At 57.0% G+C, this 9,642-nt stretch carries 9 protein-coding genes; 1 reads left to right on the top strand and 8 read right to left on the bottom strand.

Annotated features, from left to right (window positions below):
• Positions 1-65: 65 nt before the first annotated feature.
• From ACTH3D_RS11355 to ACTH3D_RS11320, 8 genes are all read right to left on the bottom strand, one after another.
• Positions 66-353, bottom strand: a complete 288-nt coding sequence (locus ACTH3D_RS11355; protein ID WP_441667228.1) for a DUF6447 family protein — start codon at positions 351-353, stop codon at positions 66-68.
• Positions 354-515: 162 nt separating this feature from the next.
• Entirely contained in the window at positions 516-1,172 is a 657-nt protein-coding gene (locus ACTH3D_RS11350; RefSeq protein ID WP_441667227.1) for a peroxiredoxin, read from the bottom strand.
• Between the two features lie 318 nt (positions 1,173-1,490).
• On the bottom strand, positions 1,491-1,949 hold the full coding sequence (locus tag ACTH3D_RS11345) for a hypothetical protein (RefSeq protein ID WP_441667226.1): 459 nt from the start codon (positions 1,947-1,949) through the stop codon (positions 1,491-1,493).
• Between the two features lie 51 nt (positions 1,950-2,000).
• The gene (locus tag ACTH3D_RS11340) at positions 2,001-2,612 is read right to left on the bottom strand and encodes a rhodanese-like domain-containing protein (protein WP_441667225.1); all 612 of its coding nucleotides are present in this window, start codon (positions 2,610-2,612) and stop codon (positions 2,001-2,003) included.
• 230 nt (positions 2,613-2,842) lie between these two features.
• Positions 2,843-4,108: a serine hydroxymethyltransferase gene (glyA, locus tag ACTH3D_RS11335; protein ID WP_441667224.1), complete on the bottom strand. Its 1,266-nt coding sequence runs from the start codon at positions 4,106-4,108 to the stop codon at positions 2,843-2,845.
• A gap of 232 nt (positions 4,109-4,340) precedes the next feature.
• Positions 4,341-5,792 carry a hypothetical protein gene (locus tag ACTH3D_RS11330; protein ID WP_441667223.1) on the bottom strand — a complete coding sequence of 484 codons (1,452 nt, stop codon included), beginning with the start codon at positions 5,790-5,792 and terminating at the stop codon, positions 4,341-4,343.
• 141 nt (positions 5,793-5,933) lie between these two features.
• Positions 5,934-8,552, bottom strand: a complete 2,619-nt coding sequence (locus ACTH3D_RS11325) for an ABC transporter permease (RefSeq protein WP_441667222.1) — start codon at positions 8,550-8,552, stop codon at positions 5,934-5,936.
• Positions 8,549-9,340: an ABC transporter ATP-binding protein gene (locus ACTH3D_RS11320; RefSeq protein ID WP_441667221.1), complete on the bottom strand. Its 792-nt coding sequence runs from the start codon at positions 9,338-9,340 to the stop codon at positions 8,549-8,551. The genes ACTH3D_RS11325 and ACTH3D_RS11320 overlap by 4 nt, the downstream gene beginning before the upstream one ends.
• A gap of 1 nt (position 9,341) precedes the next feature.
• Between ACTH3D_RS11320 and ACTH3D_RS11315 the strand changes: the two genes are divergently transcribed.
• Positions 9,342-9,605, top strand: a complete 264-nt coding sequence (locus tag ACTH3D_RS11315) for an SGNH/GDSL hydrolase family protein (protein ID WP_441667220.1) — start codon at positions 9,342-9,344, stop codon at positions 9,603-9,605.
• Positions 9,606-9,642 lie beyond the last annotated feature (37 nt).

The following is a 9,642-nucleotide window of genomic DNA, read 5'->3' as shown; positions in this document are numbered from 1 at the left end:
CAATAGAATAAAAAAACCTGCCGGCTCAAGGCCGACAGGGTGTCATCTGATAACAAACCCATTGGTTACTTCTTTTTACCAGCGGCCTTGGACACCTCGGCTTTCAGCGGCTCGGGCAGAGCTTCCTTGAGGGCGCTCATGTAAGCAGCATGAGCTGTCTGGGCAATCGCCGCTTTGCGGTCCAGCTCTCTTAGCTCGTGTTCTGCTGCCTGGACGTTCACCAGCATCTGACGTGCTTCATCACTCAGCTTTTCAAGATCATACGCCTTGTCTTCCACCGTCAAAATCTGCGTGTTGTCCTCAACATCAGAGAACTGCTCTATTTCATCCTGACTGGTTTGATGTTTTGCCATCTCTTCTCTCCTGGATAGGTGACTGGAGTCAACAGCATGGTGCCAAACAAGACTCCACGGGGACAGCTCCCAATCATGAACATCTGATACACACCAGAACCCAACAAAAAGTGATTGGCCTGGCCAATCTCGGCCAGACCAATCACCCACTGTCAGCTCTACTTACAGCGTCTTTTTGCTGAAATACCAGTCAACGTAATCGTAGCCTTCGTCCTTACGGGCTTCAGCGGCCATATCAGTGGCCGGCGGCGGCACAATCACCTGATCACCTGGCTGCCAGGCCTCTGGGGTTGCAACACCATGCTCGTCACTGGTCTGCAGTGCCTTCACCAAGCGGACCACTTCATCAATCGAGCGGCCATTGCTCATCGGATAGTAAATCATCGCACGCAGCACACCTTCCGGATCAATCACAAAGGTAGCGCGTACTGCTGAGGTGTCGCTGGCACCAGGCTGCACCATGCCGTAGGCATCGGCCACCTTCATACTCAGATCAGCAATGATCGGGAACGGAATCTCGACATCGAAGTTCTGCTTGATGCTGCGGGTCCAGGCGATGTGCGCATGAATGCCGTCGATGGAAAGCCCCAGCAACTCGGTATTCAGGGCCTTAAATTCATCCGCACGCTGAGCAAAAGCCATGAACTCCGTAGTACAGACTGGCGTAAAGTCCGCCGGGTGGGCAAACAGCACCAGCCACTTACCTTTGTAATCAGAAAGCGACTTCTCCCCATGGGTTGTCGGGGCAGTGAAGTCAGGCGCTGGGCGATTGAGCTGAGGCATGACGGGTGCATTGGCAGTTGGATTGTTCGCGTCCATGTTCTTCTCCTTTCGGGTTTTTTAATGGCACCTGGCGCGGCGCCGGAAGTTATCAATATAACAATGGTTATAAGGATATTCCATTTCCCTATTTATGACCAATAGCTGGAAGCTATTGCATTGATAGTTCAGGATAATGTGCCTTTCTCCACCGGCTGCTTATCGCCTCGGCACCTATCTCTGCCCCAGCCTATCCAACAAACGGCTTACCCAACAAAAAATCCCGGCGGGGAAAACCCGACCGGGATCAAAGCACCTCTTGCCAAACTGTCATGACGCTCAGCCATCAGCTGTCGTCTCACTCCCGGGCAGGGAGTCTCAGAAAGTGAACGTGGGGAGTGCAGTATCGCGCATCATCTCGCCGATGGGGGCTGGTGCAGCAACACTGATGCCGTCACGCAGATCATCTTCGCCATGCTCGCTGTTGGGCAGGTAGATGGCGCACACCTGTACTTCAGCACCCTCATCCATCATCTTCTGCATCAGTCCTTCCGGCGTGACACCTTTGGGCGCCAACGGCTCGCTGGTGTGACTTTTCAGCGCCAGATCACCGGCCTTGTCGCACAATAGGATGTTCAGCTTACTGCCCTGCTGCTGCATCGCGTTGGCGAGAATCATCGCCATACCCTGAGTCTGGGGTGAGTCACTGGTCAGGATGACCAGCGCACGCTCGGAATCTTTCACCATTGCCTGCTCTCCTGATTGAGCCTGATCATCAGCCATAACCGGTGTGGCCATGGCGAGTGTTGCAGCCAGGATAATGGAACCTAGTTTCATGTATTACTCCCTGTGATGAATGAAATCATACGGCCCCTGACGGGACTCCGTTTACTCTGCTTGTTCGGCGTTCTCTGGTGTCCATGCCACATCGGCGTCAATGCTATAGCTCCATGGCAGACCGGAGTTACGCCAGCCGTTCACAGCCCGCACGCCTTCAGAGTCGCCGTCCTTGAGCTTGCCACCTTCGAAACCATCAGTGACCGAATAGACTTCACTGTAACCCATGCGATGAATCACATCGGCGGCCGGAGCACTGCGCGTTGAACCGGAGCGGCACATAACGATGACCGGGTCATCTTTGGCGACACCAAGCGCTACAAGCTTGGCTTTGATCTGGGCATCAAAATCCGTGTTTTTAACCATCGGCCAGCTGCCTGACTCTTCATCAAAGTGGCTGATGTCTGCCAACACCCAGGGCACGTGAATATCAGTACCTTCAGCAAAACCAGTAAACTTGATTTCTACCGGATCACGCACGTCAATCAGCACAGCGCGCTGATTATCCTGCATCAGGGTGTGCGCCTCAGCAGCGCTGACGTAGAGCCCTAGCTCGGTTTCGCGGTAAGACGCCGCTTTCTCTTCTTCGGCCAGTACCGGGGTGACTGCCAACACTACAGCGAGAATCGATGCCGCTGCGGGAATAAGAAAAGATCTGCGCATGGCTTGTGCTCCGAGATACTATTTTGGAATAAGGTAATAACACCAACCCTCATCAAGAATACCCTGTACCAGCTCAGGCGACACGCGTCCTTTCGTCGCAGTCAGCCTGCTTTTTCACCCATCCGACTCTATTCGGACCGCAATAAAAAACGCTCCCGGATTGAATTCAACCCGGGAGCGTTGTCAGCCAGCACGACACCTGCCATGTGGCTATCAGGCTTTTCTACGTATCAGCGATACACCGGATGCTCAGCGCAGACTGCCTCAACCTTGGCCTTCACATTTTTTTCAACAGCGCTCGTATCCCCACCCTTGGCCATGACATCAAGGATGTCACAGATCCAGCCAGCCAGATCGCGACACTCTTTCTCACCAAAACCGCGCGTGGTCACCGCCGGAGTGCCGATACGCAGACCAGAGGTAATGAACGGGCTCTGAGGGTCACCGGGCACCGCGTTCTTGTTGACCGTGATATAAGCACGGCCGAGTGCCGCATCAGCGTCTTTTCCGGTCACGCCCTGCTTGACCAGCGACAGCAGGAAGAGGTGGTCTTCGGTGCCGCCGGAGACAATATCGAAACCGCGCTCAATGAAGACGCCAGCCATGGCCTGGGCATTCTTTACCACCTGCTGCTGGTAGGTCTTGAAGTCCGGCTCCATGGCTTCTTTGAAGCAGACCGCCTTGGCAGCAATCACATGCTCCAGCGGACCACCCTGGATGCCCGGAAACACCGCAGACTGCAGCTTTTTCTCGATATCGGCATCACCCTCGGCAGACAGAATCAGGCCGCCACGCGGGCCACGCAGTGTCTTGTGAGTCGTGGTGGTCACTACATGGGCGTGGGGAACCGGGTTGGGATAGATACCCGCGGCAACCAGACCGGCAACGTGGGCCATATCAACCAGCAGGTAGGCACCCACCTCATCGGCAATCTCGCGAAACTTTGCCCAGTCGATGAGCTGTGAGTAAGCGGAGAAACCGGCGATGATCATCTTCGGCTTGTGCTCACGGGCCAGCTTAGCCACCTCGTCGTAATCGATACGGCCGGACTCGTTGATACCGTATTGGATGGCATTGTAGTGCTTGCCGGAAAAATTGGGGGCAGCGCCATGAGTCAGGTGACCGCCGGCATCCAGGCTCATACCAAGCACGGTATCGCCCGGCTTGACCAGCGCCTGAAAAACAGCGCCATTCGCTTGGGAACCCGAGTGCGGCTGAACGTTGGCATAGGTGGCACCAAACAGCTGCTTGGCATAGTCAATCGCCAGCTGCTCGACGATGTCGACGTACTCGCAGCCACCGTAGTAGCGCTTACCGGGATAGCCTTCCGCGTACTTGTTGGTCAGCTGGCTACCCTGCGCCTCCATGACGCGCGGGCTGGCGTAATTCTCGGAGGCAATCAGCTCGATGTGAGCTTCCTGGCGGGCGCTCTCTTTTTGCATCGCCTCGAACAGGGCATCATCGAATCCAGCAATCTGCATATCACGGCTAAACATCGGCGAAAAACCTCGCATCTGGGGGTTGAATCGAATCGCACTATCATACCCCAGCCCATGGCGGCTGTCCTACGCTCGGACGCTTCCCGAAACCGATGATTTCTCACCTTCAGATGAGCATTTTAAAACCACAGCACGAGCCGGATAAACGTGTATAAAAAAGCCGCCCTCTACGGGGCGGCATCCTGGACGATATTCCAACCGACCTTCCGGCCAGGACAAGGTTCAGCGATTATTCGATTTCCACTTTCATTGAAAGCTTGTCAGGCAGACCCAGAGGATCATTAACGCTGGTTTCCAGTGTCGTCAAAGATGGCAGAGTGACAGAAACGTCCATTTCATTCGCTTTGCCTTCCATCATATCAACCAGACCAACCAACACCTTAGATACCTGCGGCCCAAACATGTTGCCCATTCCCTTAGCTTGGGTACGTGCTTGCTGGATAAACTCCTCTTCGCTGATGCCTTCAACCGTTGCAGCAACAGCAGGAATGCGGTTAAACACCCCCTGGTTAACCAGTCCCAAGCGAGCTTTTCCTGACTCAAAGTCCAACAGTTCTAAGTTGCTCTGCTCAATCTGCACCACATAGTCAGCGGGCTCCATACCCTCCGGCGTGAGCAACACCAGGCCGATCATGCTTTTAATATTCAGCGCATCAGCCAGCCTGATATCACTCGTCACCTGATAGTCTGCTCGACCGTCAGACAACTCTTCAAGACTGCCCGAACCTTCAGCGTTCAGGGTAAGTATGTTGCTGCCACCCGTCAGCATATTCGATATCATTCGCACATTGGTGCGCTCATCGGCCGGTATCAGCTCCATCATGCGTCCTACATCAAAGACCAGATTGCTGATAGTGGTACCTGTCTCACCATCGCTCCAGTCTTGATCTGACACCAAGCTTTCCAAACTGACCGCCAGACCTTCCGCATCAATATCGAAGCCATTTACCGTCATTTCTGTCATCAACGGATCATCATCCCGCTCGTCGACGTCTCCCTCGCTGACGCTCTTCATGCCAGAGACACTGATGCCGTTCATCATCAGTTTATCCAACGACATGGTGCCCGCACCAAATTGCTGGAGTCGTTCAAATTCAGAACTCAGTCCTTCAAGCGTTAGGCCATCAAACCCTTCCTGAGTGACCTGCCGAAACTCAAGACTCTCCAGCTCCACTTGGCCGATAAAATCTTCCAACAGCTCCCTAAGGTCAGAGTCACTTCCTGCGGACTGATCATTGACCACAACAGCCAGCTTATTAAGCAAAATAGATTCCGCACTAAAATCCATCTCGCCATTCACGACTTCAGAGGGATCAATAACCGCCCGATCAGGATGGCTAAGAATCAACTTGTTCGCGCTCACTGCATCGGTATCACTGCCCTCTGCACTGAAGGTCATTCCTTCGATCGTCACATCATCAGGGCTGTCAAAATCACCATTCACCACGTAGCGATCAATTCGCAAGGTGCCAACAGAGGGCTCTACATACACCAGCCCTTCTGCCGTGCTGCTACCACCAAACAAGCTGTCGGAGACCTTGTCGATGGTCAGCTCACCTGTCTCATTGGTGAACATCGCGCGCAATCCAGCTTCCAGCTGCTCGCTGTCCGCATTGGCCTGACCAACAAGTGCAAGCAGCGCAATACTCAGGGCCACAGGGCGCATACGGGGCATTGGCATGATGTTGTTCCTCTTTATTTCACTATGTGTCGATACCATGAATCGATGGACGGCATCACTGTTTCAGGCTGGCATTATGCCCGACTTCAGCTTATCTGCATAAAACTCTGCCGAACATACATGAGCAATGCCGCCACACAGTCAAGTTTCGCCAAGCAAGCCCAGGCTGGCCATCGGCGCCTGCCGCCGCAAGCCGCGCGACAGCCAGTGACCGATACCTCCGACCAGCAAGGCGCTACCCAACGGCAACCACAGCCATAGCCATAGATGCAGCCGCGGCGCCAGATCCAGCCAGCCCATATAGAGCCCGGCGGCGGCAAGCTCAGCCAGCAGCGCAGCCAGCAAGCCGCTGGCCAATCCCAGCAACACAAACTCGGCCGCCTGAATGCGCGCCAGAGTGGCCTGGCCGGCGCCAAATACCCGCAGCACGCCCCCTTCATGAGCCCGCGCCGGTGCACTGGCGGTCAAAGCGGCATATAGCACGCTACAGCCGGCCAGCAGCACAAAGATTAGTACCAGCTCCACCGCCCGCGTCACCTGATTCAGCACATCGCGCACGCGTAGCAGGATGGAATCCACATCCAGCAAGGTCACCCCGGGAAACTGCGTTATCAGCGTCTTTACGTTGTTTCGCTGTGCGTCCATGTGAAAGGCGGTGATGAAGCTGTGCCCAAAGCGCCCGAGGCTGTCAGGCGGGAAAATTACATAGAAATTGGGTTGAAAGCTGTCCCAGTTGAGTTCGCGCAGGCTTGCAATCTCACCGTTTACCTGCTCGCTGCCAATGCTAAACGTCAGCACATCGCCAAGTGTGAGCCCGAGATTTCCGGCCAACTCAGCCTCCATTGATATCTTTGCCACAGGCGCATTGTCATCGGGCTCAGCATCTACGCTGTCATACCAGTCCTGGCCAGCGCCGTTATCGAATGTATCAGCGGCAGACCCAGCTGTTGCAGACCACTCACCGGCCACCACTCGGTTCCCATCGGGCAGCGCGCTTGACCAAGTCAGGTTGAGCTCGCGGTTGAGAGCATTGCTGCCCTGGGCTTCGGTTGGCACCACATCGCGCGGCAAGTTGCCATTGATCGCAGTAATCCGTCCGCGCACCATGGGATAGAGCGCGCTGCGCGATAGCGCCAACTCACTGAGCTGAGCTTCGAATGCCTCACGTTCCTGGGGTTGAATATTGATCGCAAAATGATTGGGCGTGTCGTCAGGCAACTGATCCTGCCAGGCGCTGAGCAGGTCGCCTCGCACCATGGCAATCATCGCCATGGCAAACAGCGTGGTAGCAAAAGCCAACAACTGGCCCAGACTGGCCTCCCGACGCCTGGCCAGCTGGCTACCACCGATGCGTAGCGCCTGCAGCAGACCCTCTTTGGCACCGCCGGTTTCACTCCGGCCCAGAGCCGCACGTGGCAGCCCCGCACACACCTTGAGCAAGACGTTGAGCAGCAGATCACCCAACCACCAAAGCACTACTAGCGCCACACCGCCGCCTACCAGCAATCCGAGCGCCAGCCTGAGATCACCAGAGTACATCCACAGCAGCGCACCAAACACAGCCGCCGCCCCCCCTTGAACCAGCCAGGCCGACGCGGGCAGCGGGTCAAGCTCACGACGCAGCACCTTGAGTGCGCTGACGCGGCGCAGCCGCAGCAGCGTCGGCCCGGCAAAGCCCACCAGCACCGCCAGCGCCGTGAGCACACCCATCACCAGCGGCAATGGCCCCGGCGCGGGAAGATCAACCGGTAGGATACCGCTCAATAACAGCAACAACAGTGCCTGCCCCGCCAGCCCCAGGAGCGCGCCAAGCAGCGACGCCATCAGCGCCAGCCATAGTAGCTGCAGCGCGAAGATGCCGCCCAACTCACGCTGGGTAGCGCCAAAGCTTCTTAATAGCGCCGCAGTGTCCAGATGACGCTCCACATAGCGCCGCGTGGCCATGGCCACGGCAACGCCTGCCAGCAGCACGGCAGCCAGCCCGGCCAGACTCAGGTAACGATCGGCACGTGCCAGCGCACTGCCCAGCCGCGGCCGATCGCGGCGCACATCCCGGACTTCAACACCCTGTGTGCGCCACTGATCGAGTCGCGGTCCGATAGCATCCAGCGCCGCCACTGGCCCGGCAGCCAGCAATTCATGGTTGATGCGAGAACCGGGCTGAATCAGCCCGGTAGCTGGCAGGTCGGCGACGTGCATCATCACTCGTGGGTTAAAGCTGCTGAAGCCTGCCGAAGGGTCGGCCTCGCTCTCGATCACACCGTCAATCCTGAGCCTGGCCTGCCCGACCTGCAGCATATCGCCGGGGCCCACACCGAGCAGTACTTCAAGACGCGGCGCAATCCACACGCTGCCGGGCTCCGGCCCACGCGCCAATGACACTGCCCCCTCTCCACGGTCAACCAGCGACTCGCCGTAATGCGGATAGACATCATCCACCGCCTTGAGGCTGGCCGGTGAAAATCCGTCGCCCTGGCTGACCATGGACACCATGCCCACGCGCTCAGACAACGCAAAACCGGCCTCGGTCAGCGCTGTGCGAAAAGGCTCGTCAAACGGGCGCGACTGCTCCAGCACCAAGTCTCCACCCAGTAACTGGCCGGCTTCCCGTGTCAGCCCACGCTCCAGACGGTCAAGAAAAAAACCAATCATGGTGGCTGCAGCAACAGCCAAGGTCAGCGCCAGCAGCAGCGCACGAACGTCGTTGGCACGGAAGTCCCGCCACAGCCCACGCCACGACAGCTTGAGCATGGCCATCATGAGCTCTGCTCCAACGTCCCGGCAGCCTGCTTTTCAGTGGCCTGCTTCTGTTCGCTGAACGGTACTGGCACCTGCTCTGTCAAGCGGCCATTCTCAAGCCTGAGACTGCGATCACAGCGCGCGGCCAGCTGTGCGTCATGGGTCACCAGCACCAGGGTGGTGCCGGCTTCGCGATTCAAGGCAAACAGCGTCTCGATGACCTGCTCGCCAGTCACCGGGTCGAGGTTGCCGGTAGGCTCATCAGCGAACACCAGCACGGGATCAGTCACAAAAGCGCGCGCCAACGCCACACGCTGCTGCTCACCACCGGAAAGCTGGCGTGGCAAATGACCCAGCCGCTCACCCAAGCCCACCCGCTGCAGCCATTCCCGGGCACGACTGCGGTCGTCCGCCATCGGCGTCAACTCCAACGGCAGCTGAACGTTTTCCAGCGCCGTTAGCGTTGGCAGAAGCTGAAAATTCTGAAACACAAAGCCCACTCGCCCGGCCCGCAAACGTGCCCGACCATCTTCATCCATTTCGCCCAGTGACTCACCAAATAGCTCCAGCTCGCCGCTGGTTGGCGTATCTAGCCCGGCCAGCAGGCCCAGCAGTGTTGACTTACCGGTGCCGCTCTGTCCGATAATTGCCACGCTCTGCCCCTCGGATACCTGCAGCTCTAGGTCCTTGAGAATGGTCAGCGGCCGCTCGCCGCTAGCAACGGTCTTTTCCAGATCACGAGCGTGTAGAATCAGGGCAGAATCTTCAGCGGGACGGTACTCAACAGGATCAGCGGACGAGGTTGGCATAATGATGGGGTTCTCTACTGGGCAACGGAAAAAAAAGCAGACTCAGGGATGGCTGCTGCTGATACTATTACTGGTGATCTGTCCACTGTCTGCAGCACCGCAGCCTACCGTTCTAATCATGGGCGACAGTCTGAGTGCCGCCTATGGTATCGAACAGGACGCCGGCTGGGTCAGCCTGTTACAGAATCGGCTCGGGGACAAGGCTGAGGTCGTCAATGCCAGCATCAGTGGTGAAACCACCTCGGGCGGCAGGGAGAACGCATGAAAACTTTCACACCGCGAGAATGTCAGCAAGATACGTC

It is taken from the genome of Halomonas sp. (assembly GCF_052095765.1).
Classification (GTDB): Bacteria; Pseudomonadota; Gammaproteobacteria; order Pseudomonadales; family Halomonadaceae; genus Halomonas.
Note: the sequence above shows the minus strand (reverse complement) of the source record. Positions and strands in the feature narration are given on the sequence as shown.